The following is a 19,054-nucleotide window of genomic DNA, read 5'->3' as shown; positions in this document are numbered from 1 at the left end:
TGCCGGCAGCATGCCGCGCCCTCATGGTGACGTCACTCAAGTGATTCAGATTCGGCCGGTTCGATGGGCTTCCGAAGCGTTGATCCGAAACGGGTGGTCTGCTGCATGACCCACGCCAGCGTGAGGCGATCCCGCTGCGATGGCACCAACACCGGACGCTCGCCCTGGCTGATCGCCAGAACATCGGTGGGAACCGAACTGTGGCCCCAGAGGCCGAAGGCGTGACCCAGTTCATGCAGAGCGGTGGCCTGCAGTGCTTCAGCTCGCAGCCCTGGTGACACCATCACCTTCACCAGGGGTTCAAGCCTTCGGCGGCCCTGGCGCTGCACGTCCACAACCTGAAGTTGTGTACGTCCGTTGCTGGCGCGCCACACCCCAGCCACCTGCCGGCGGGCCGGACGCTGGCGATGAATCAACACGTTCGCCTGGTCCGGATTGTCCACCAGCGTGAGCGGAACCAGTGCACCCCAGGTGGTGAGCGCCGATGACACTTGATCAAGCCAGCGTTGGTCCCAGCGGTTGGCCGGCGTTGCGGCGGCGGGCTGAACCCACACGCACCAGTGCTTCAACACCGGAGGGCCCAGAGAGGTGGTGGCGATGGAGGAGGCATAGCCCGGCCTTTGGCCTGGAGGCTGGTGTTCCAAAGCCACCTGCAGGGTTCGAACCTGCTGTTGTGGAGGACAGAGCTCGGGCTGCATCAGGCGGCGGGAAGACCCACACCGCGGGCCATCAGGGTGGCCATCAACGGAATGCTGGCGAAGCCGACCAGTTCAATGTTGATGATCCAGGCCAGACGCTTGGCCAGGGCTTCGCTCACCTTCGGCAGCTCACCCTTGCGCAAGGGAATCGCCCAGAGGATGTAGGTGATCGTGGGATACAGCGACAGGCCTCCCACGGAGAGGTACAGACCAACCTTCCACCAGAACAGCGGATTCTGGGTGTAGAACTCAGCCCCTTGGCCGAAGTGGATCACCCGCAGGATTCCACTGACCAGAAGAGCCAGGGCAGCGATGCCATAAACGATGTCGGTGATCACCATCGCCGTGGCGTCCTGGCGATTCGGATCAGCTTTGATCAGCTTCCGCTCCAGCACCAGAGCGCCAAAGCAGAGCATGAAGCTGAGGTAGTGAACGTAGGCAACGCCGGCGTTTTTGGCGATGTCGGACGTGAGAGCGACGGCCAGGTGCATGGGCGTGGCGGCGGAAGGTGCGGCGACCTTAGCCACCCAATTGAATTAACAATGAAAGATTCACTTCAGTAACAGGAAGAAAGAGTGAAATAGCGCACAAAGTATTAATTCGGGAGTCTTTATTATGACCACAAGAAAAAAACACTTTGGTTCTAGGTTCAATTCAGCCGTATCGTCATGATGACGAGTTCTCTGAGTGCTTTTCTCGGCGAAATTGGTCGCCATCAACTGCTCACTCCAGAGCAGGAACTCATGATGGGGAGGAAGGTTCAGGCGATGGTCGCCATCACAGAACGCTGTCATCTGGCTGGCGGGATTGGCCCAGCCTGTGAGTACAGCGATGAAGAAAAAGGCGTGATTCGTCGTGGCGAACGGGCCAAGAATCAGATGATTACCTCCAACCTTCGTCTTGTCGTCAATCTGGCCAAGCGTTATCAAGGCAAGGGTCTGGATCTTCTCGATCTGATTCAAGAGGGCACCCTTGGCCTCACCCGAGCCGTCGAGAAATACGACCCCACCCGCGGCCATCGTTTCTCCACCTATGCCTACTGGTGGATTCGGCAGGGGCTGAATCGAGCGCTCTCCACCCAAAGCCGCACGATTCGCATTCCCGTGAATGTGAACGAAAGCTCACCAAATTGCGGGCTGCCAAGGCACGCTTGATGCAGCGCAATGGCCTCAGCCCCAGCGGAGAGCAACTCGCGGAGTTCATGGAGATCCCCATCGCTGAGGTGGAAGATCTGCTGGCCTGTGAACTGCGCAGCGTCACCGTGAGCCTGCAGGGGGTTGTGAAATCGAAATCGGATCCTTCCGAGCTGGTGGATGTGCTGCCAAGCGAGGAGCTCCCGCCGCTGGAAAGGGCCGAGATCGCTGAACGCACCGCGTCCGTGTGGTCTTTGCTGGCCAAAGCCAATCTCACCCCGAAAGAACACACCGTTGTGACCCTGCGCTTTGGGCTGGATGGCACCAACGAGTGGCGCACCCTTGCCGAGGTGGCTCGCCACATGAACTGTTCACGGGAGTATTGCCGTCAGGTAGTGCAGCGGGCCCTGCGCAAACTGCGCAAGACGGGCATTCAGAGCGGACTCGTGGAATCCACACCCTGAAGATCGGCACGCCCCGCTGGCGTCTTGCGGAGGAACTGGGGAGAGTGGATCCAACCGGTTCCCTCCGCATGACTGACCAGGCTGCGCGAACCACCGTTGAAGCCGACGTGCTTGAACGGGAGGTGATCGACGAAAACCTGCTGCGGCGCCTGTTGCAGCGGGCCGGCAGAGGTCTTGCCGCCCCAGCCCTGGAAGCCCTGGAGTTGATGCTTGACCCCGGAACCCCCTCAGCCGCGCGGCTGACGATGCTCGCCGCTCTGAGTTATCTGCTGATGCCGGCCGACCTGATTCCAGACCTGCTGCCGGTGGCCGGTTTCAGTGATGATCTGGTGGCGCTTACGGCCATGGTGGGTCTGTGGAGCAATCACGTCACTCCCGCCATCCGGATGCGAGCTCGCCGCAAACTGGATCGCTGGTTTCCCCTGGCGCACTGAATCGCTGAACTGAATCGCTGATCAATGTCTGGCTGGACCCCTGAATTTGAAGCGGACCTCACTCTGCTGCTGAAGGACTGGTTGAAGCAGCAAGGGCGCACCCAGGCCGACCTGCGTCGAAACCTGCGCGCTGTGTCGACCCGAATGCCTGCCCTGCTTGAGGTGCTGGAGCGCGAACACAACGTGCGTGGACTGGCTGGACTGGCTGATCGGCTCTGCAGCGTTGAAGCCGAATGGCATGGCCAGCCTTCCAGCGAACCTGCCGGTGTGGCAACGGCCGACGACGATCCATTCGGGCAACTTGATCTGCTTTTGCAGGAAATTCGAGACGACTGCACCGATTAACGGCCGACACGGGCAAAGTGGTAGCTCAGACATCGCTCCGATGACGCGAAATCACCTCCTCAGCGCCTCCGTTCTGTTGATGATGTCGGTGTTCGGCGCCGCCTCGGCCCATGCGGTAAACCGAGGGGTGGCTGCGGGGACCGGGTAGCGCCACGGGCAAAGACAGCAAGATTGAAGCCGATTGCATCAAGGCAGAGGACGGCTCCGTCACCTGCGACACCAAGGTGGTCAACCCAGCCAGCGACACCAAGGCTCGCCCCTATTACAACCCCTTCGACGACTGAAGCCCGTGAGTGAACCCACGCGTTCCAAGAGAAGTTTTCTCGGTTTCGTAGATGCAGGTGAGCGCGAGGTCGCCCGACTGCTCACCCTGATCACGGCCGTGGTGATCAGCGCCGCCATCATCCAGCTGATTGTTTCCTTGGGCTCCAAGTTGCTGACTGGGTCAGCGGCGACATGGTTGGGCGATGACCTGATCAAGATCCTTGGCGATCTGCTCACCGTGTTGATCGCGTTGGAGGTGCTGCAGAACATCACCAGTTACCTGAGGCGCCACGTGGTGCAGATCGAACTGGTTCTGGTCACCGCGCTGACGGCTGTGGCTCGAAAGGTGATCGTGCTGCCCTCCGGTGCTGAAAACAAACCCCAGCTGCTGGTGGGCCTCGGGATCGCAGTCGTCTCACTTTCAGCGGCTTACTGGTTGGTGAAGCGTGCGAATGCCACGCCCTCCCGCAAACGACTGGGCCGCGGAGGATCAGCCAACAAGCTTGATTTCCAGGACTGAGGCTTCACGAACAAAAGGAAGGCCGCCCTTCCCGATGGAAAGACGGCCTAACTCGCTCGTTTGCGCATGGCAATCGACCTCAACTTCAGTGTCTGATGCCTTGGAAAATCTCCTCCAGCAATGGAACTGAGACAGGAAGGTCGAAGCGTCTGGCTCAAGGCACCCTGGGGCCATCGGGTCCAGGTGTGAAGCGGCTCTCCTGCGGGGCACCTACGAACGATGCAGAGGGGAGTCGACTGGCTTGACGCTCTTCGTTGTCGCGCCAGACGAATCGCTTACGAATGGGTGGAAACTGTTGGAGCAGGGGCCAGAAAGTCAGTCTGCTTCTGGGGTTTGCTCAGGTGGAGTGTCGGCCGTCATGGGCTCCTCCGATCTCGATGCACTCACTCTCGTCAGCGATGCCACCGACGGCAATCAGCTGTCGTGCTCATTGCCTTTTGGGGGCTGCACGACCCATCGTGGAGGTGGCGTGCCTCGCCGGGCTTAAGCAGCATCCCAGTGCAAGGCGAGCCACAGGGTTCCTGGATCGGGATCAGTGCGCTCCACCCGGTGGCGTTGATGGGGCGAAAGCAGCAGATGATCCCCTGGACTGAGATCCACAATCCGATCGGGGTTTTGCAGCGCAACACAGGCACTCCCGCGCAACACAAGCACCCACTCGTGATCGGACTGATCCATCCATTCGTCACGGGGGGGGCTGAAGCCGTTGGAGGCGATCAACAGCAGTCTCCATGTTTCGGCAGACGCCACCACCTGGGTTGATTCCTCACCCGGTGGAGGGCACGGGGTCGCCAACAGGTTGGCCTCTCCCCCCGGCCGATGGTCACGCTCACCCCAGCGCCGACCGATGTCGAACCCCCAGGATCGGGCCAACTGAACAACCTGGTTGTGGTTCGCACAAGCCGCCAGCTGTTCGCGGCTGCTGGAGTCGTTCCGCACACGCTCCGCAAGGGCCTGAAGTTGGGAGATCTTGCTGAGGAAACGGATCAGATCCTGTTCCGCCACGGAGACCACCGCACAGCTTCAACAGTGATCCTGACAACAGACCAATCAGGGGATAAACGCAAAAGTCAGAAGATCCTGACCTTCTGTTTCATGTCGTCTGCAACCAAGGCACTCACCATCGGAGATCTGGAGGCTGGATTCTCGACCTACTGCCAGGCCCTGCGTCGCCTTGTGGCCGATGGACGCGACCTCAACGCCATTCGCCGGACGGTCTGCTGGGACTACCTCAACCGATTGCACACCTCGCTTCCGAAGGATTACCGCTCTCCCGATGAACTGATCCAGCGGTTCCAGAAGGAGGCATCGCCTGCTCAAGCAGACTGATCCAAGCCACATCATCCCTGTGCTGAGCCACCTCCTGCGCTGCTGCATTGGTGCGTTTCTTGTTCTGCTGCTGAGCCTTGGTTCAGCCGGCGCTTCGCTGGCTGCCGGGTCTGACGCCAGCCACGGCGCCCTGTTGTTCGAACAGCACTGCGCGGGATGCCACATCAACGGTGGCAACATCATTCGCCGGGGCAAAAACCTGAAGCTGAAGACCCTCGAGCGTGAGCAGATCGCAACGGTGGACGCCATCGCAGCCATCGCCCGGGAAGGGCGAGGCCAGATGAGTGGTTACGCCGATGTTCTCGGGAGCGATGGAGATCAGCTCGTGGCTGAATGGGTGCTCACGCAGGCTCAGAACGCCTGGACCCAGGGATAAACCTCGAGCGCCGTCCAGATCCCCTGCTTCCAATAGATGTCGTCCTCAACCAGCCTGCGGACGTCGTCGATGCTGTCGGCCTCGAAGATCCCGAAAACATGGGTGCTTCCCTCGGTGGGTCCGAGCGTGACCAGCGTTCCCTGCTCTTTCAGACTTTGGAGACGAGCAAGGTGCTCATCCCGATAGGGAGCACGCTTCTGAAGAGCATCCGCGCAGTAAGTGCCCCACAAAACGAAACGTGCCATAGCGAAGGATGAAATAACAGCGAACTTTTCAGTAGAAAATGATGGCATAGCCGCTTGAACCATGGCTATGTTGTAAAGGTTGATATCTCTCGAAAGCGATGCTCACTGGGAGCGAACTTCTCAATAAAGTCAAAGACCTGGGTGACATCAGCAAGTCTGACCTTGTTCGTGCCTGTGGCTATGTCTCCATGAAAAAAGATGGTGGTGAACGTCTGAATTTCACCGCTTTTTATGAAGCACTGCTGGAGGCCAAAGGCGTCAGTCTTGGCGTGGGTGGAGTTGGCGGCGTGGGCAAAGGCGGCCGCAAACTCAGCTATGTGGCCACTGTGCAAGGCAACGGCAATCTTCTCATCGGCAAGGCCTATACAGCGCTGCTCGACCTGAAACCTGGAGATGAATTTGAAATCAAACTTGGTCGCAAACAGATTCGTCTTACACCGGTGGGTGCCACCGACGAAGACTACGAGTGATTCAACATTAAAAAGCAATGAAAAACCCCGGCCAATGCCGGGGTTTTTCATTGCTTGAGCGGGATGGCAGCTCCTAGGGCTGATCGGCAGCGGCACGCAACTCAGCGCAAAAACGACCAGCTTCCTGAGCTATGTCACCGGGCGACGCTGCCGCCATCCGTTTCACAAGTGCACTGCCCACAATCGCTCCATCGGCACCCCAACCCCGAACCTGACGCACCTGCTCGGCACCGGAGATCCCAAAACCAACCGCAACAGGAACCGGTGAGGTTTGTTTGAGTTGCTGCACCAAACCTTCAACCCTGCTTTCCATCTGAGCTCGCTCACCGGTGACACCGGTGACACTCACCAGGTAGGTGAAACCTCGGCTGCATGTAGCAATCCGACCCATCCGATCCTGGGGAGTGGTGGGTGCAACCAAGAGCACCAAATCCAAGCCATGACGCTCTGCGATTGTCGACAGCCGCTCCGCTTCCTCAAGGGGTAGATCAGGGACCACCAAACCCGCCGCACCAGCCTCCGCTGCAGACTGGCAAAACGCCTCCATCCCCACATTGAGCAGTGGATTGGAATACGTGAACAGGATCACGGGAATCTGCAGCTGGCCTTTCAACGAGCGCAACATGTCCAGAACACCCTTTGGCGTGGTTCCGGCGGCAAGGGCCCGGGACGCAGCAGCCTGAATGACCGGCCCATCAGCGAGGGGGTCGCTGTAAGGCATTCCCAGTTCGACCATGTCAGCCCCTGCACGTTGCAGGCTGAGCAGCACATCAGCTGTGACAGAGAGATCCGGATCGCCGGCCATCAGGAATGGCATCAAGGCGAGGCGACCGTCCTGCTTCAGCTGCTCAAAGCGCTGGGCGATGGAAGAGGACTGCTGATTGGGCATCTCGGTCAACCGACCAGGAACAAACTTCGGAAGCCTATGAGTCGACGGGGGCATCGCCGTCCGCGGGAACCGAGGCATCCGCTCCAATCTTGCGCAACAGCGCCTGTTGCTCCTCCTCGGGAAGAGCATCAAAACGGGCTTGAAGCGCCTCAGCTTCCTGTTTGTCGTAGACCTCGCGGTAGCGACGCCGCTGATCCATGTAGGTCATCTGGCCGGTGACCACACGGAACAGGTAAGAGCTTGTCCACACCACCACAATCACAACCAGCAGGGCCTCCGCAGCAATCCCTGCCGAAAACCCCTCAAAGCCTGCAGCCTGAAAGCCGACTTGCCCAAGCCCGCCCAGCAGGAGGACTGCAAGTCCGATCAGAAGAACCTTGCCACGCGTCAATTCAGACGTCTCCTTGCCCGCTCAGCCGGAAATTGAGGAAGGGGGCAAACAGGATCATCCCCGGGAAAAAGAGGAAGACCAGGCCATAGATCCCCAGACGCTCCAGCTTGCCCATGCGATGCCAACGCTGGTTCATCCACGCGTACAGGGCGAGGGGAACCACAACGAGATACAGGCCGCCCAGAACGGTGTAGGCCAACAGAACCAACAACGTGTCCTGTGGGACTTGAGAAAGCAGGGACGAAAGGTCCAAGGCCTGAGGACATCTAGGGGAAATCTAAGATGTCCGGGCGGGGGCATGGCGGAATCGGTAGACGCACGCGACTTAAAATCGCTTGGGCCGAAAGGCCTGTGGGGGTTCAAGTCCCCCTGCCCCCACCACCTGAGCTCAGGACGGCAGCAACTCAGCCAGCTTGGTGCGGAAATCTCCCTTGGGCATGCCGCCCTTTAGTTCTCCCTCGATCGAAAAATCTCCATCGGGATCGTTCACAAGGAGGTAGGTGGGCCAGCCCATCCCCTCCTTGTTGGGGTACTGCTTGAGCAGGATCTTCCGGTATTTCCGATACATCTCCGTGTCCTGCAGCATCACGGAGATGAAGCTGCAGCCGAGTTCCTCGGCCACTTTGCCGTCGTAGTGACTCATGCGGTGACAGGTGCCGCAGTCTTCAGAGCTGAACTTGATCAGGTGCATCGGCAACGGCCCAGGACAGGATCTCTCCAGCATGGAAAGGAACCAGTCCATTCACAAGTTCCGGCACGATATGGTCACGGCGTTGCAACGTGATGCGACGCGTGTTGGCTGGACGGTTGTAGAAGGCCGGCCCATTCAGGCTGGTGAAGGCTTCGAGATGCTCCAGAGCACCCTCCTCATCAAAAACCTGGGCATAGCTCTCCAGGGCGAAGGGCGCATTGAAGATGCCGGCGCATCCGCAGGCACTTTCCTTGGATGCCCGTTCATGCGGTGCCGTGTCGGTGCCGAGAAAGAAGCGTGGGTCACCGCTGGTGGCCGCCCGGCGCAGGGCCTGACGGTGGCATTCCCGCTTGGCCACGGGGAGGCAATAAAAATCACTGCGCAACCCGCCGGCAAACATCGCGTTGCGGTTGATGTGCAGATGGTGGGGGGTGATGGTGGCGGCGAGATGACGATCCGCTGAGCTGACGTATTGCACCGCTTGTTCGGTGGTGATGTGCTCGAACACAACCTTCAGCTCGGGATGGCGGTCCCGCAGTGGTGCCAGATGGCGTTCGATGAACACCGCCTCTCGGTCGAAGATATCGATCTCGCTGTCCGTGACTTCACCATGGATCAGCAAGGGCATGCCGATCCGGGCCATCGTTTCCAGCACGGGATCGATCTGCAGCAGATCCGTCACCCCTGCGGCGGAATTGGTGGTGGCGTTGGCGGGATAAAGCTTGGCGGCAGCAAAAACGCCCTCTCGAAATCCTGTCTCCAACTCGGCAGGAGCGATCGAATCTGTGAGGTACGCCGTCATCAGCGGCGTGAACTCCAGATCAGCGGGGCACGCCGCCTGAATACGGTCGCGGTATTCCCGTGCAGCAGCCACTGTGGTAACTGGGGGACGCAGGTTGGGCATCACGATGGCCCGCTGAAAACGGCGGGCGGTATGGGCCACAACCTGGTGCAGCATCTCCCCGTCGCGGAGATGCACATGCCAATCATCTGGGGCGATGATCGAGATCTGATCAGACATTCAGCTGCAAACCGTTCACGGCAAGACGCAAGGCATCGAGGCGATCGCCAGTGATGTGGCTTTGGGGGAGCCGATCCAACAGCTTCAGCTTCTGCAGGCGCTTCTCCGTGCTGCCCGTTGCACCGACCAGGAACACCTGACGACTCTCTTCAATCGCTTCCTTGACGGCATTCTCGAGGGCGATCGCAGCGGTGACCCCCAGGTGGGACACTTCGGAGAGGTCGAAGACCACCGCCTGACAATTGCCGATGGCGTTGTGCTCACGCGAGATGGCCTTGGCCACGCCGAAGATCATGGGCCCCGCGAGCTGGAACAACAGAACCTTGCCGGAGGCCTGATCCAGCAACACCTGCTCTTCATCAGTCAACTCCACATCGTCATCGGCGGTGCTGATCGTTTTCACTTTCCTGGACTGCAACGCGCTCATCCGATCAATGGTGAGCACGTTGGCCACGAAAACTCCGATGCCCACTGCAGTGATGAGATCCACCAGCACCGTGAGCGCAATCACGCCGTAGGTGATCACCGCAGCTTTCACCGAGAGGTGGTGGGCCCGTTGGAGGAAATCCCAATCAATGATGTCGATGCCCACCTTCAGGGCGATGCCCGCCAGCACAGCGAGGGGAATCGTGGACGCAAGGGGCGCGGCAGCCAGAACGACCACCATCAGAATCAGCGCGCGGACAATGCCCGACAGGGCTGAGCGTCCGCCGGCCTGAATGTTCACGACGGTGCCCATCGTGGCTCCCGCCCCAGGCAGTCCGCCAAAGACGCCCGACGCGATGTTGGCCAGTCCCTGACCCACCAATTCCTTGTTGGAATTGTGCTCCGTGCGGGTGAGGCTGTCAGCCACAACGGAGGTGAGCAGCGCATCGATGCAGCCGAGCATGCCCAGCACTGCGGCATCCACGAACATCAAACGCAGCTGGCCGCCCGAAAAGGTGGGCACATGCAGGCTGGGGAGCTCAGCATTGAACGGAGGAATGGTCTTGAGACCGGCGTCCTGGAACAGGGTCATCGACAGCACCGTTCCCAGCACCAGCGCCAGAAGCTGCGGCGGGCAGAAACGCTTCACGCTGGCTGGGGTGAACCAGAGGATCGCAACGGTGATCAACGCCAGCGCCAGCTCCATCGGCTGAATTCCGGCAATCAAACCCGGCAGGTTGGACAGGGTTCCCATCACCCCGCCCGATGCGGTCTGCCCCAGGAAAGCGGGCAGCTGGAGAATCACCAGGATGGCTCCAATCCCCGACATGAAGCCAGAGATCACGGTGTATGGCATCTGGGTGACGTATCGACCCAGACGGAAGACGCCAAAAAGGATCTGAAACAGACCCGCAAGGATGACCACGGTGAATGCCATGGCCATGGCCGTTTCCTTGTCCGGAGCTGTGGCGGTGAAGCTCAGGATCACCGACGTGAACACCACGGTCATGGGACCGGTGGGTTCAGAGATCAAGGTGGGCGTTCCGCCGAAGAGAGACGCCACCAAGCCGATGATCACGGCGCCCCAAAGCCCAGGGGCAGGGTCACCCGTTGCGGCGACCCCGAAGGCCAGGGCCATCGGCAGAGCAATCACCGCGGCGGTCACGCCACCAAAGGCGTCACCCCGGAGGTTGCTGGTGCTGATCCGGTTCAACAAGGTTTCTTATCTATTACCCAGGTAAGTGACCTTAGGTTGATTCGCTTCAAAGCAGAATCCCCGTACAGCTGAGCTCGCCCCATGCCTGAATTTCTGCAGGCCTCGATCCAAGTGCTCCTGGGCATCGGACTGCTGTTCGGTGGCGGGGAACTGTTCGTTCAGGGGTCCGTCGCCATGGCGGTGATCTTCGGGATTCCCCAGCTCGTGATCGGCCTCACGGTGGTGTCTCTGGGCACCAGCGCCCCGGAACTGTTCGTGAGCCTGAGCTCGGTGCTGCAGGGAGCTGACGCCCTCGCCGTGAGCAATGTGGTGGGCAGCAACATCTTCAACGTGATGGTGGTGCTGGGCAGCAGCGCCCTCGTGCTGCCCTTGCGGGTTGAAAGCCGCCTGGTGAGGCGGGATGTGCCTCTGATGATTGCTATCTCAGCGGCGGTCTGGGGCATGGCCTCCGCAGGACGGGTCACCTGGCAAGCGGGCCTGGCCTTGCTGTTGGGGCTGGTGATCAACACCATCTGGGAGATCCGCACCGCCCGTGAACAACCGGACGACAGCGGCAGCGCTGAACCCGAAATCAGTGACGAAGCAAACAAAGGTGGATTGATCCCAGCTTCGGTGCGATTGATCGCCGGCATCAGCGTTCTCTCGATCGGATCCAGGGTTCTGGTGAATGGCGCGGTCAGCGCCGCAACCCTTCTGGGGGTTAGTGAGGCAGTGATCGGTCTCACGATCGTTTCCGCTGGAACGTCGATGCCCGAATTGATCACGTCCCTGGTGGCCGCCCTGCGCGGGCGCACCGATCTGGCGATCGGCAACGTGGTGGGCAGCTGCCTGTTGAACCTGATGCTGGTGCTGGGCGGCGGAGCCATAGCGGCAGCTGGCAACGGGCTTGAAGTCAGCCCGGAACTGATTCAGGACGACTTGCCGGTAATGCTGCTCACCAGCCTGGCCTGTATGCCAATTTTTTGGACGAAAGGTCGAATATCCCGCTTGGAAGGAGGGCTACTTCTCGGCCTCTATGTTCTGTATCTGGTCGACAATGTTTTGCCCCGAACGGCTATGGCCACCTGGGCCGATGAATTTCGCCTTGTGATGCTCTGCGCTGTAATTCCAATCGTAATGATTGTGATTTTCACCCAGGTAGTTTTTTATTGGCGGGACAACCAGAAAAGTCCAACCACTTAAATCAATGACTAAAAAGCTATTGCCTTTTGGCTATTAGCAGCCACGTGGTCCAACTCGTCTCTGGCAATTAATTCGATTACATCTCGAAGAGTTTTTGGCTCACACTCATCACGGGCAGCCCACATATTTCCCTCTTTTCTCCAATAGGCTGTTGCAATGGGAGTTACGGGCTGCTGCAACCATTCTTCTGGCTGCTCCAGAAGCATGCGCCGGTAAGTTTTGACAGCTTCGGCCTCAACAGCTTCTCCAAGCAAAGAGGCCAACTCGTGATCCAACAAGGTAGTAAAAGCAAATACCCAATAAACAAGGACAGCTACATGCCTTGCCACAAAGCGATCTACCCATAAAGACAATCCACCAAGATCACGAGAAAAAATGTCTTCATGCGTCTGCTCATTACTATCCTGCCGACGTGCCAACTCCAGAGTTTTACGAATAGCACCGCTCTGATCGAGGCCAATCGTCTCAAGGTAATGACAAGCACTTTCCTCAGCTGTATAGGCCGTGCGAGCAATAATCTCTAAAGATGCTGCCCGGCGAGCGTCAGCTGCAGGCCAAAAAAGGCTGAGCAACTGCTCCCCTGATTCAATCAAAAAATGAGCAAAATCAGCCTTATGACCTCGAGTCTGCATGAATGATTCCACGTCATATATATCGATCTAATCGTGGTCTAGTTCGCCATATATGCATTGTCTTGCACCTTTCATACTGTCGAAAGGATTGCCGGATCACTACATCGTCACAAACTCCTCTGAAACAGAGGGGTGCAGTGCCATGGTGCGATCGAAATCGGCCTTGGTGGCGCCCATCCCCACGGCAATCGCCGCCATCTGAATGATCTCCGCGGCATGCTCGCCCACCATGTGGCAGCCCAACACCCGATCGGTGGCCTTCTCCACCACCAACTTGAGCAGACAACGGGGGCCGGAGGAGGGCAGGGCCCGCGCCATGGACCGGAAGCGGGCGCGATGCACAACAACACCATCCACGCCGTAGCGTTCGATGGCCTGTTCTTCCGATAGGCCCACGGTCGCCAGCTCTGGATCGCTGAACACGGCACTGGCCACCAGATCGTGGTTCACCTGCCGCTGACGCGACCCGAAGACGCTGTCGGCGAAGGCACGACCTTCATCAATGGCCACAGGAGTGAGGTTGACCCGATCGGTGACATCACCGACGGCATGGATGTGGGGAACCGAGGTGCAGGAGTTGGCATCGACCTTGATGCGGCCGTTCTCGGTCGCTACGCCGGCAGCATCCAGCCCAAGATCCGCAAGCCAGGGGCGACGCCCGGTGGCCATCAACACACCGCCGCAAGCCAAAGACTCACCATTGCCCAGCCGCGCCGTCAGCGCCCCGGGCTCTCCCTCCACGGCCACCACCGTTTGCTCCAACAGCACCTCGATGCCCTGCTCACACATGCCACCCAGCACGGCATCGGCCAACTCAGCATCAAAACCGCGCAACAAGCGCGGACCACGCACAACCTGGGTGACCGCCACACCAAGGCCCCGCAGGATGCAGGCGAACTCGCAGGCAATGAATCCTGCGCCCACCACCACCACGGCTGAGGGGACATCCCTCAGCAGGAACATGTCGTCGCTGACCCAGGTGTGTTCAACCCCAGGAATCTCCGGCCGGGCCGGCCTGCCACCAACCGCCACCAGAAAGCGCGGGGCCGAGAGTTCCTCTCGCACGGGCCCACCGCGTTGATCGGAAATGCCAATGCGATCTGCTGCCGTGAAGCGTCCCCAACCGGAGATCAACTGAACGCCGGCCTTCTCCAGAAATCCGAGATGGAGGGCATTGAGCCGATCCACCTCGGCGCGCACCCGACGCAGGAGATCAGGCACATCCGAACGCACCGAACCGATCTCAAGGCCGTAGGCCGAGGCATCCGCCAATTGATGACGGGCCTGGGCGCCGTAAACCAAAAGCTTTTTGGGAACACAGCCGCGGATCACGCAGGTGCCGCCGACGCGATCGCCCTCCACGATGGCGACGCGGACTCCATGACGGGCCGCGCGTTTCGCAGCGGCCAGACCACCCGAGCCTGCTCCGAGCACAACCAGATCCAGATCAGCGCCCATAACAGAAGGGTGCTCGAGACGACGGGCGTCATCGTAAAGATGGCGTTATGGTCCGTGGAAGGGGGCCATAAAGGCCCAAGACGAGTCGGTCGTATTTCAACCGCGTCCTTAAACCATGAACCGTTCTTCCAAGCGCCGCAGGCAGCCGCCTGAACCTGAGCTGCGCCTCAAACGATCGCAACGCCGCGAGATCGTGATGATGATCACCAGCGACGACATGAAACTGCGGCTGAAGCAGTTGGCTGATCAGGGCCGCCAGCAGGACTGTCTGGCGCTGATGCACGAACTGGGCGACTGGCAGTCCTATGGACGGGCAACGCTTGAGCCGATCCTGCATGCCCCTTTCATCGGAATCAGCTGAACCCCTGAGCTGGTCGGGCCTGGCCAGCCTGGCGATGCCGGAACCGAATCGGATTGAAGGGCCGACCAGTGCCCAGGCCACGTTGCGCCTGTTCGGACAGCCTGAATCCAACGTGATGGTCACGCTGTACCGCGACCACCACGCCTGGTGCCCCTACTGCCAAAAAATCTGGCTCTGGCTGGAGTTCAAGCGCATCCCCTACCGGATCCGCAAAGTCACCATGCGTTGCTACGGCCAGAAGGAGCCGTGGTTTCTGGAGAAAGTGCCCTCAGGGATGTTGCCGGCCCTGGAGCTCAACGGGCGGCTGATCACCGAAAGCGACGACATCCTGCTGGCCCTCGAACAGCAGTTCGGCCCCCTGGGCATGGCGATGACAGCGCCGGAAGCTCTGGAGCTGCGCCGTCTTGAACGGCTGCTGTTTCAGGCCTGGTGCATCTGGCTGTGTTCACCACGGCTGAGTCCAAGGCAACAGGTTCTGGCCCGAGAGCAGTTTCAAGACATCGCCCGACGCTTCGAACGGGAGCTGAACCGGGAGGAAGGACCGTGGCTGCGGGGCCCGGAGCCGCAGACCGTGGATCTGATCTTCGTTCCCTACGTGGAACGGATGAATGCCTCGCTGGCTTACTACAAGGGATACCGGCTGAGGGCTGAGCATCCAGCCATTGACCGCTGGTTCCGTGCCCTGGAGCAACTGGAGACCTACCGCGGCACCCAAAGCGACTTCCACACCCATGCCCATGACCTGCCGCCCCAGATGGGCGGCTGCTGGCCCGACGATGGAGCGGAAGCGAAGCGCCTGGCCGAACGGATCGACCAAGGTGATGGCCTCGGCGAGGACGAAGCCTGCTGGGATGCGGACCATCAAGCCGATCAGGCCGTGATCGCCCTGAGCCGGGTGCTGCGTCACCAGCAACGGCTGCGCGAGGTGAACCCCATGGGTGCTGCAGCCTTTGACCAGCCCCTGCGCTGTGCCCTCACCCGGTTGGTTCGCAACACCCCCTGCCCGCCTCCAGCGGGGAGTGCCGCCGGGCTGCGCTATCTGCGCGATCGCATTTCGGTGCCAAGGGATATGCCGCTCCCGGCCGCTCGACTGCTGCGTCAAGCCCTTGAAGCCACCGCCCAGCTGGATGGCCCTGAGCAGGCCAAGCCCTTGCCGGTGAGGGATCGCTTTGATCAGGATCCCCGACCCTTCTTAGTTGGGTCATAGTGCGGGGGCGCCAACGCTGAGTCGTGCCCCTGCGGCTGCCCACTTACCAACCGATCCCAGCCCCCGATCGGGGATCCGATCTGATTGAGGTGTCAGCGGCACAGCTGCAGCCGACCCAGTGGTGTGTGGGACTGGCGGAGATCTGGTCGCGCGAGAAGGATTTCGCCCAGGACACCCGTCAGCAGCGTCTTGACTACCTGCGCGGCAAACCGGTCCCTTTGATCCGATCTGCCGATGGCGCCATGTGGATGCTGGACCGGCACCACCGGCTGCGAGGCCTGATCGGCATTGATCCAGGTGCCACCACCTGGGGTTACGTGGTGGAGGAGCTGCCAACAGCCGACAGAAACGCTGTGCTGGCCTATCTTCACAACCAGGGCTGGCTCTACCTCTACGACGGACGAGGCAACGGCCCGCGCCCGGCCGAGCAGCTGCCCACGAGCCTGCTGGGACTGGACGACGATCCCTACAGGAGCCTCGTGTGGAAGCTGAAGCAGGAGGGGTGGATCAAGCCTCAGCCCCTGATCCCGTATCACGAGTTTCGTTGGGGTGCCTGGCTGCGCAGCCGGCCCCTGCCCCCCTTCAGCTCCAGGCGCCTGGAGCCGGCACTCGCAGCAGCCCGCCAGCTGGTGTGCTCAGCCGCTGCACAGGACATGCCGGGCTGGAAAGGTGACAAGAAAACCTGCCGCTGATCAGCGCTTCTTGCGGGAATCGATCTGCAGCAGATCCTTCACCTTCTGCACCTGACCGGCGAGCTGGGGGTCGGAGGCCAGTTTTTTCTCCACCTGCTCGATCGCGTACATCACCGTGGTGTGGTCTTTTCCGCCGAAGTTGTCGCCGATCCTCGGCAGGCTGAGGTCGGTGCCCTGGCGCATGAGATACATCCCCACCTGACGGGCCTGGCTCACGGCGCGGCGACGGGTGCTGCTGCACATCTCCTCGGCCGTGACATCAAACACTTCAGACACCTTGTCGATCACCTGTTGCGGCGTGACCTTCACCCCCTGCCCCGTGGGGTCGAGCATCGGTGCCACGGATTCCACGGTCATCGGCAGACCTGTGATGGAGGCGAAGGCCACAGCCCGGGTCAGGGCCCCTTCCAACTCGCGGATGTTCGAGGTGAAGCGACCGGCGATGTACTGGATCAGATCACGGGGCAGCGACATGCGCTCCTGTTCCGCTTTCTTCTGAAGAATCGCCATGCGTGTCTCCAGGTCAGGCGACTGAATGTCTGCGATCAGGCCCATCTGGAACCGGGAGATCAGGCGCTGCTGCAACCGTGGAATCTGGCTGGGGGGACGATCACTGGCGATCACCACCTGACGGCCTGCCTCGTGCAGGGCATTGAAGGTGTGGAAGAACTCCTCCTGGGTGTACTCCTTGCCCTCGATGAATTGAATGTCGTCCACCAGGATCAGATCGGCGGCGCGGTAGCGATCGCGGAAGGCCTGCATGCCGTCCTTGCGGATGGCCTGGATCAGGTCATTGGTGAAGGTTTCGGTGGAGACATAGGCCACCCGAGCCCCGGGGTCGATTTCCAGCCGGTAATGGCCAATGGCTTGCATCAGGTGGGTTTTGCCCAGGCCCACACCGCCGCAGATGAACAGGGGGTTGAACTCCCGGCCCGGTGCTTCGGCCACAGCCAAAGCCGCCGCATGGGCCATCCGGCTGTTGGGGCCGACCACAAAACGGCCGAACACGTAGCGGGGATTGAGCCCGGGGAGGTAGCGGCGTGGGGAGCCGTTCCGCGCTGGAGCCGATGCCGACTCCTGGGCCGCTGGAGGCGGCGCCGCATCTGCAGCGGCTGAGGCCTCATCGGTGGCATCCGGCAGCGGCAAGGCGGTTTCCGCCAGCACCGTCACCTGGACGGGCTGACCGCTGATGCTGCTGGCCATCTCGGCGATCGTGGGCAGCAGCTGCTCGCGCAGACGAACGCTGGCAAAGGGATTCGGGGCCAGAAGCTTCAGCTCTCCATTGGCAAAGCCGCTGCAACCCGTGGGGCGAATGAAGGTCTCGAAGGTGGGCTTGCTCAGCTTCGCCTGCAACCCATCCCGCACCTTGATCCAGAGCTCTTCGCCCGTCTGCGCCAAAACCGCCAATCGCCCGAGCGCTGAATCTACGCATGCCGATCCGCTCAGGCCGTCTTAAATGCATCAGCACACATCTCGTCGTGATGCCCAACGCCCAGCATTGGCTCGCCATCGCCCTGGCCGGGAGCGCACTCTCCGGTTGCAGCCTGGTGAGAGACCAGCTGGGTCTGACCCCCAAGCCAGCGATGACGGCGCCACCGGTGGTGCACGATCAGCCCCGCAGCGCGCCTCTGCAACCGGGGGACAACGTGATCGTGAAGGCGGTGGATCGCGTCGGTCCGGCGGTGGTGCGCATCGATGTGGTGAAGGAGATCTCCAACCCCTTCGGAGGGATTTTTGGGATGGGTCCCTCCAGCCAGCGGCAGCAGGGCCAGGGCTCCGGCTTCATCACCCGGGCCAGCGGCCTGATCTTCACCAATGAGCACGTGGTGCGTGGTGCCGATCAGGTGGCGGTAACCCTGCCGAACGGACGCAATTTCAAGGGCAAGGTTCTCGGCACCGACCCCCTCACCGACGTGGCGGTGGTGAAAGTGGTGGCCGACAACCTACCGGTGGCGGCCCTGGGCAACTCCGACCAGCTCAAGCCGGGGGAATGGGCCATTGCCATCGGCAATCCCTTCGGCCTGAACAACACCGTGACGGCCGGCATCATCAGCGCCGTCGGCCGCCTCAATGCGATCGGTGACGGCCAGCGTGTTCCCTACATCCAGACCGATGCAGCGGTGAACCCCGGCAACAGCGGCGGCCCGTTGATCAATGCCGCCGGTCAGGTGATCGGCATCAACACAGCGATCCGCACGGCCCCAGGTGGCGGCTTGAGTTTTGCGGTTCCGATCAACCTGGCCAAGCGGATCGCGCAACAGATCGTCAGCACCGGCCAGGCATCCCATCCCTTCATCGGCGTGCAGCTGATGAACCTCACGCCGCAGCTGGCGCGGGAAATCAACGCCACCAACAGCGCCTGCACGGTGCCCGAGCTGAATGGCGTGTTGGTGAAGGAGGTGGTGAAAGGCACTCCGGCCGCTGCGGCCGGCATCCGCCAGTGCGATCTGATCCTCAAGGTGGAAGACAACCCCGTTCAAACCCCCACCGAAGTACAACTCGCCGTGGACCGCGGCCAGGTGGGGGAACCGATGCAGCTCACCCTTCAACGCAATGGGAAAGAGCTGATCGTGCAGGTGCGCCCGCGGGAACTGCCCCGCAACAACTGAG

At 60.7% G+C, this 19,054-nt stretch carries 24 protein-coding genes, 1 tRNA gene and 1 pseudogene; 13 read left to right on the top strand and 13 right to left on the bottom strand.

The features are described from left to right. Window positions 1-32 precede the first annotated feature (32 nt). Window positions 33-698: a peptidase gene (locus DXY03_RS01595; protein ID WP_115008834.1), complete on the bottom strand. Its 666-nt coding sequence runs from the start codon at window positions 696-698 to the stop codon at window positions 33-35. Next, the gene (locus DXY03_RS01590) at window positions 698-1,189 is read right to left on the bottom strand and encodes a DUF2214 family protein (protein ID WP_115008833.1); all 492 of its coding nucleotides are present in this window, start codon (window positions 1,187-1,189) and stop codon (window positions 698-700) included. The genes DXY03_RS01595 and DXY03_RS01590 overlap by 1 nt, the downstream gene beginning before the upstream one ends. A 180-nt stretch (window positions 1,190-1,369) precedes the next feature. Between DXY03_RS01590 and DXY03_RS01585 the strand changes: the two are divergent. The 4 genes and pseudogenes from DXY03_RS01585 (at window position 1,370) to DXY03_RS01565 (ending at window position 3,858) form a co-directional block, all read left to right on the top strand. Beyond that, window positions 1,370-2,295: pseudogene (locus DXY03_RS01585) on the top strand (sigma-70 family RNA polymerase sigma factor). 68 nt (window positions 2,296-2,363) lie between these two features. Further along, window positions 2,364-2,729 carry a YkvA family protein gene (locus tag DXY03_RS01580; protein ID WP_115008832.1) on the top strand — a complete coding sequence of 122 codons (366 nt, stop codon included), beginning with the start codon at window positions 2,364-2,366 and terminating at the stop codon, window positions 2,727-2,729. 24 nt (window positions 2,730-2,753) lie between these two features. Beyond that, on the top strand, window positions 2,754-3,074 hold the full coding sequence (locus tag DXY03_RS01575) for a hypothetical protein (RefSeq protein WP_115008831.1): 321 nt from the start codon (window positions 2,754-2,756) through the stop codon (window positions 3,072-3,074). Between the two features lie 289 nt (window positions 3,075-3,363). Next, window positions 3,364-3,858, top strand: coding sequence for a phosphate-starvation-inducible PsiE family protein (locus DXY03_RS01565; RefSeq protein WP_114988340.1), 495 nt, complete (start codon window positions 3,364-3,366; stop codon window positions 3,856-3,858). A 483-nt stretch (window positions 3,859-4,341) separates the two neighbouring features. Here DXY03_RS01565 and DXY03_RS01555 read toward each other — a convergent pair whose 3' ends face one another. Next, window positions 4,342-4,863, bottom strand: coding sequence for a Nif11 domain/cupin domain-containing protein (locus tag DXY03_RS01555; protein ID WP_115009243.1), 522 nt, complete (start codon window positions 4,861-4,863; stop codon window positions 4,342-4,344). 90 nt (window positions 4,864-4,953) lie between these two features. Here DXY03_RS01555 and DXY03_RS01550 point away from each other — a divergent pair, with 90 nt between their 5' ends. Both DXY03_RS01550 and DXY03_RS01545 read left to right on the top strand, forming a co-directional pair. Further along, entirely contained in the window at window positions 4,954-5,187 is a 234-nt protein-coding gene (locus DXY03_RS01550) for a DUF3136 domain-containing protein (RefSeq protein WP_115009242.1), read from the top strand. A gap of 19 nt (window positions 5,188-5,206) precedes the next feature. Next, the gene (locus DXY03_RS01545) at window positions 5,207-5,563 is read left to right on the top strand and encodes a c-type cytochrome (RefSeq protein ID WP_115008829.1); all 357 of its coding nucleotides are present in this window, start codon (window positions 5,207-5,209) and stop codon (window positions 5,561-5,563) included. On the opposite strand, the gene DXY03_RS01540 is transcribed toward DXY03_RS01545, so the two are convergent. Beyond that, window positions 5,539-5,808, bottom strand: coding sequence for a YciI family protein (locus tag DXY03_RS01540; RefSeq protein ID WP_115008828.1), 270 nt, complete (start codon window positions 5,806-5,808; stop codon window positions 5,539-5,541). The genes DXY03_RS01545 and DXY03_RS01540 overlap by 25 nt on opposite strands. Window positions 5,809-5,906: 98 nt before the next feature. Between DXY03_RS01540 and DXY03_RS01535 the strand changes: the two genes are divergently transcribed. Continuing rightward, window positions 5,907-6,278 (top strand): AbrB family transcriptional regulator, encoded by a 372-nt coding sequence (locus DXY03_RS01535; RefSeq protein ID WP_115008827.1) that lies wholly within the window; start codon window positions 5,907-5,909, stop codon window positions 6,276-6,278. Between the two features lie 73 nt (window positions 6,279-6,351). Here the strand turns inward: DXY03_RS01535 and trpA are convergent, their stop codons facing one another. From trpA to DXY03_RS01520, 3 genes are read right to left on the bottom strand one after another with little or no spacing between them, the layout of a single operon-like run. Further along, window positions 6,352-7,167, bottom strand: coding sequence for a tryptophan synthase subunit alpha (gene trpA, locus DXY03_RS01530; RefSeq protein ID WP_115008826.1), 816 nt, complete (start codon window positions 7,165-7,167; stop codon window positions 6,352-6,354). Between the two features lie 34 nt (window positions 7,168-7,201). Beyond that, window positions 7,202-7,558: a DUF3007 family protein gene (locus DXY03_RS01525; protein ID WP_115008825.1), complete on the bottom strand. Its 357-nt coding sequence runs from the start codon at window positions 7,556-7,558 to the stop codon at window positions 7,202-7,204. Window position 7,559: 1 nt separating this feature from the next. Further along, window positions 7,560-7,811 carry an NAD(P)H-quinone oxidoreductase subunit L gene (locus DXY03_RS01520; RefSeq protein WP_115008824.1) on the bottom strand — a complete coding sequence of 84 codons (252 nt, stop codon included), beginning with the start codon at window positions 7,809-7,811 and terminating at the stop codon, window positions 7,560-7,562. 39 nt (window positions 7,812-7,850) lie between these two features. Between DXY03_RS01520 and DXY03_RS01515 the strand changes: the two genes are divergently transcribed. After that, window positions 7,851-7,939, top strand: a tRNA-Leu gene (locus tag DXY03_RS01515). Between the two features lie 7 nt (window positions 7,940-7,946). Here DXY03_RS01515 and DXY03_RS01510 read toward each other — a convergent pair. From DXY03_RS01510 to DXY03_RS01500, 3 genes are read right to left on the bottom strand one after another with little or no spacing between them, the layout of a single operon-like run. Then, window positions 7,947-8,249, bottom strand: a complete 303-nt coding sequence (locus DXY03_RS01510; RefSeq protein WP_025362365.1) for a thioredoxin family protein — start codon at window positions 8,247-8,249, stop codon at window positions 7,947-7,949. Then, window positions 8,224-9,270, bottom strand: a complete 1,047-nt coding sequence (gene pyrC / locus DXY03_RS01505; RefSeq protein WP_115008823.1) for a dihydroorotase — start codon at window positions 9,268-9,270, stop codon at window positions 8,224-8,226. The genes DXY03_RS01510 and pyrC overlap by 26 nt, the downstream gene beginning before the upstream one ends. Further along, window positions 9,263-10,912 (bottom strand): SulP family inorganic anion transporter, encoded by a 1,650-nt coding sequence (locus DXY03_RS01500; RefSeq protein WP_115008822.1) that lies wholly within the window; start codon window positions 10,910-10,912, stop codon window positions 9,263-9,265. Before DXY03_RS01500 ends, pyrC begins: the two co-directional genes overlap by 8 nt. An 81-nt stretch (window positions 10,913-10,993) precedes the next feature. On the opposite strand from DXY03_RS01500, the gene DXY03_RS01495 reads away from it, so the two are divergent. Next, on the top strand, window positions 10,994-12,094 hold the full coding sequence (locus DXY03_RS01495) for a calcium/sodium antiporter (RefSeq protein ID WP_115008821.1): 1,101 nt from the start codon (window positions 10,994-10,996) through the stop codon (window positions 12,092-12,094). A gap of 8 nt (window positions 12,095-12,102) precedes the next feature. Here the strand turns inward: DXY03_RS01495 and DXY03_RS01490 are convergent, their stop codons facing one another. After that, the gene (locus tag DXY03_RS01490; protein ID WP_170951931.1) at window positions 12,103-12,726 is read right to left on the bottom strand and encodes an alternative oxidase; all 624 of its coding nucleotides are present in this window, start codon (window positions 12,724-12,726) and stop codon (window positions 12,103-12,105) included. 99 nt (window positions 12,727-12,825) lie between these two features. Beyond that, complete coding sequence (gene gorA / locus DXY03_RS01485) at window positions 12,826-14,184, bottom strand: glutathione-disulfide reductase (protein WP_115008819.1); 1,359 nt, start codon at window positions 14,182-14,184, stop codon at window positions 12,826-12,828. Window positions 14,185-14,299: 115 nt separating this feature from the next. Between gorA and DXY03_RS01480 the strand changes: the two genes are divergently transcribed. Genes DXY03_RS01480 through DXY03_RS01470 form a run of 3 tightly spaced genes read left to right on the top strand, consistent with a single transcriptional unit; the run spans window position 14,300 to window position 16,444 of the window. Continuing rightward, window positions 14,300-14,545 carry a hypothetical protein gene (locus DXY03_RS01480; RefSeq protein WP_115008818.1) on the top strand — a complete coding sequence of 82 codons (246 nt, stop codon included), beginning with the start codon at window positions 14,300-14,302 and terminating at the stop codon, window positions 14,543-14,545. Next, window positions 14,520-15,752, top strand: a complete 1,233-nt coding sequence (locus DXY03_RS01475; RefSeq protein WP_115008817.1) for a glutathione S-transferase family protein — start codon at window positions 14,520-14,522, stop codon at window positions 15,750-15,752. Before DXY03_RS01480 ends, DXY03_RS01475 begins: the two co-directional genes overlap by 26 nt. 23 nt (window positions 15,753-15,775) lie before the next feature. Next, window positions 15,776-16,444 (top strand): ParB-like protein, encoded by a 669-nt coding sequence (locus tag DXY03_RS01470; protein WP_115008816.1) that lies wholly within the window; start codon window positions 15,776-15,778, stop codon window positions 16,442-16,444. Here the strand turns inward: DXY03_RS01470 and dnaA are convergent, their stop codons facing one another. After that, window positions 16,445-17,842, bottom strand: a complete 1,398-nt coding sequence (dnaA, locus tag DXY03_RS01465; protein WP_115009241.1) for a chromosomal replication initiator protein DnaA — start codon at window positions 17,840-17,842, stop codon at window positions 16,445-16,447. It abuts the gene before it with no gap. 83 nt (window positions 17,843-17,925) lie between these two features. Here dnaA and DXY03_RS01460 point away from each other — a divergent pair, with 83 nt between their 5' ends. Beyond that, window positions 17,926-19,053, top strand: a complete 1,128-nt coding sequence (locus tag DXY03_RS01460; RefSeq protein WP_244272284.1) for a trypsin-like peptidase domain-containing protein — start codon at window positions 17,926-17,928, stop codon at window positions 19,051-19,053. Window position 19,054 lies beyond the last annotated feature (1 nt).

Origin of the sequence: Synechococcus sp. N5, assembly GCF_900473925.1 — a bacterium.
In the GTDB taxonomy this organism is placed as follows: domain Bacteria; phylum Cyanobacteriota; class Cyanobacteriia; order PCC-6307; family Cyanobiaceae; genus Parasynechococcus.
Note: the sequence above shows the minus strand (reverse complement) of the source record. Positions and strands in the feature narration are given on the sequence as shown.

What these genes read in the sequence shown, in the direction of transcription:
- DXY03_RS01595 (WP_115008834.1), bottom strand. Translation starts at nt 698, where the DNA reads ATGCAGCCCGAGCTCTGTCCTCCACAACAGCAGGTTCGAACCCTGCAG.
- DXY03_RS01590 (WP_115008833.1), bottom strand. Translation starts at nt 1,189, where the DNA reads ATGCACCTGGCCGTCGCTCTCACGTCCGACATCGCCAAAAACGCCGGC.
- DXY03_RS01580 (WP_115008832.1), top strand. Translation starts at nt 2,364, where the DNA reads ATGACTGACCAGGCTGCGCGAACCACCGTTGAAGCCGACGTGCTTGAA.
- DXY03_RS01575 (WP_115008831.1), top strand. Translation starts at nt 2,754, where the DNA reads ATGTCTGGCTGGACCCCTGAATTTGAAGCGGACCTCACTCTGCTGCTG.
- DXY03_RS01550 (WP_115009242.1), top strand. Translation starts at nt 4,954, where the DNA reads ATGTCGTCTGCAACCAAGGCACTCACCATCGGAGATCTGGAGGCTGGA.
- DXY03_RS01540 (WP_115008828.1), bottom strand. Translation starts at nt 5,808, where the DNA reads ATGGCACGTTTCGTTTTGTGGGGCACTTACTGCGCGGATGCTCTTCAG.
- DXY03_RS01535 (WP_115008827.1), top strand. Translation starts at nt 5,907, where the DNA reads ATGCTCACTGGGAGCGAACTTCTCAATAAAGTCAAAGACCTGGGTGAC.
- trpA (WP_115008826.1), bottom strand. Translation starts at nt 7,167, where the DNA reads ATGCCCAATCAGCAGTCCTCTTCCATCGCCCAGCGCTTTGAGCAGCTG.
- DXY03_RS01510 (WP_025362365.1), bottom strand. Translation starts at nt 8,249, where the DNA reads ATGCACCTGATCAAGTTCAGCTCTGAAGACTGCGGCACCTGTCACCGC.
- pyrC (WP_115008823.1), bottom strand. Translation starts at nt 9,270, where the DNA reads ATGTCTGATCAGATCTCGATCATCGCCCCAGATGATTGGCATGTGCAT.
- DXY03_RS01495 (WP_115008821.1), top strand. Translation starts at nt 10,994, where the DNA reads ATGCCTGAATTTCTGCAGGCCTCGATCCAAGTGCTCCTGGGCATCGGA.
- DXY03_RS01490 (WP_170951931.1), bottom strand. Translation starts at nt 12,726, where the DNA reads ATGCAGACTCGAGGTCATAAGGCTGATTTTGCTCATTTTTTGATTGAA.
- gorA (WP_115008819.1), bottom strand. Translation starts at nt 14,184, where the DNA reads ATGGGCGCTGATCTGGATCTGGTTGTGCTCGGAGCAGGCTCGGGTGGT.
- DXY03_RS01480 (WP_115008818.1), top strand. Translation starts at nt 14,300, where the DNA reads ATGAACCGTTCTTCCAAGCGCCGCAGGCAGCCGCCTGAACCTGAGCTG.
- DXY03_RS01475 (WP_115008817.1), top strand. Translation starts at nt 14,520, where the DNA reads ATGCCCCTTTCATCGGAATCAGCTGAACCCCTGAGCTGGTCGGGCCTG.
- DXY03_RS01460 (WP_244272284.1), top strand. Translation starts at nt 17,926, where the DNA reads ATGCCCAACGCCCAGCATTGGCTCGCCATCGCCCTGGCCGGGAGCGCA.